Origin of the sequence: Clostridium sp. UBA4395, from assembly GCF_002390995.1 — a bacterium.
In the GTDB taxonomy this organism is placed as follows: domain Bacteria; phylum Bacillota; class Clostridia; order Clostridiales; family Clostridiaceae; genus Clostridium_J; species Clostridium_J sulfidigenes.
This window is the reverse complement of sequence record NZ_DGRF01000011.1, coordinates 1-1,384: the sequence shown is the minus strand read 5'-3', so window position 1 is coordinate 1,384 and position 1,384 is coordinate 1. Positions and strand designations below refer to the sequence as shown.

1 protein-coding gene is annotated in these 1,384 nt (G+C 26.4%); it reads left to right on the top strand.

Features of this window, described 5'->3' with window-relative positions:
* The first annotated feature begins 149 nt into the window (after window positions 1–149).
* Window positions 150–1,307 (top strand): ATP-binding protein, encoded by a 1,158-nt coding sequence (locus tag B2694_RS00710; protein ID WP_346884138.1) that lies wholly within the window; start codon window positions 150–152, stop codon window positions 1,305–1,307.
* Window positions 1,308–1,384: the final 77 nt, after the last annotated feature.

Here is a 1,384-nt window from a genome sequence, read left to right as displayed (position 1 = left end):
AAAAAATATAACAATAAGCTAGAAATATCTGAACATACCTGAAATTAATATATGACAATAAAGTATATACAAATAATTGGTATTTGTATTAAAATAAAGATAAAATGATTAAGTTTTAATAGATATATGGAGGGATATATAAGAAATTCGTGTTAAAGAGAAATCCATTTACTAATTTGCCATTAGATAATCCAAATATATTTTCAGGAAGAGAACAAGAAGTTTTTTATATGGTAAATGCCATGTATCAAACTATGCATAGAAAACCTAAGCACGTATTTGTAAGTGGAGAAAGAGGAATTGGAAAGAGTTCATATGTAAAGCAAATTGAATTAATAGCAAATGGAGATATGACTTTAATAGATAAGGTTGGAATAGATAGAAATAATATAGATTTTAATTTTATAATAGCTAAGCATATTTGCTTAGAAACAAATAGTTTAGAGGAAATAGTAGATTCACTAACTGAAAATTTAAAATATAAATTAAGAATGTTACCAGACCTTAATGATAAGGGGTTTAATGTAGATTTAGAATTTAACTTAGGAATAATAAAGACAACATTTAAAGCTGAAAGTGAAGCAGAGCATATTTCACCTGATATAATAAATAAATTCGCAAACTTATTAAAAAGAATTTCTGATAAGATAGCTAATAATAGGAGTGGAATATTAATAATTATAGATGAGCTAGATAGGGTAGTAGATAAAATAAATTTTGGTTCATTCTTTAAAGCATTAACTGAAAAGTTAGTTGATGAAGGAGCTACAAATATAAGTATAATTCTAGTTGGAATAAATGGTGCAATGGGTATAATGGAAAAACAACATGCTTCAATAAGAAGAGTTTTTCATGAAATTCAGATTCCGTTATTAAAGGAGAATGAGAGAAAGGACATTATTGTAAATGCATTGAATGAAGTTGATACTACTGTTGAAAAGATAGTATTAGATGAAGTATCAAAAGTATCGGATGGATTTCTAGCACCAATACATGTTGTTGGAGAGAGTATGTTTGAAGCCGATAATGATTCACATATTGATATGAGTGATTATGAGAATGGATTAAGTAATGTTGTAAAATATATAAAAAAGTCTGAACTAGATGATAAGCTTAAGGGGGCTGGATGGGGAAGAACACCTCAAATATTAAAATTAATGGCTATGTATGAGGGGGATGAAGTACCTATTTCTTACCTTAATGAAAAATTAGGAGTTGACCATCCAAAATATTATAGCTCTAATATTAGTAATTTAGTAAAATCTGAATTAATAGTAAAAATTGATAGAGGATTATACAAACTATAATAGTGCAAAAACACTTAAATAATTTTACAAGCGAATAAAATAAAAAAACATTTATGAAAAATCCTTGTTATAATTAA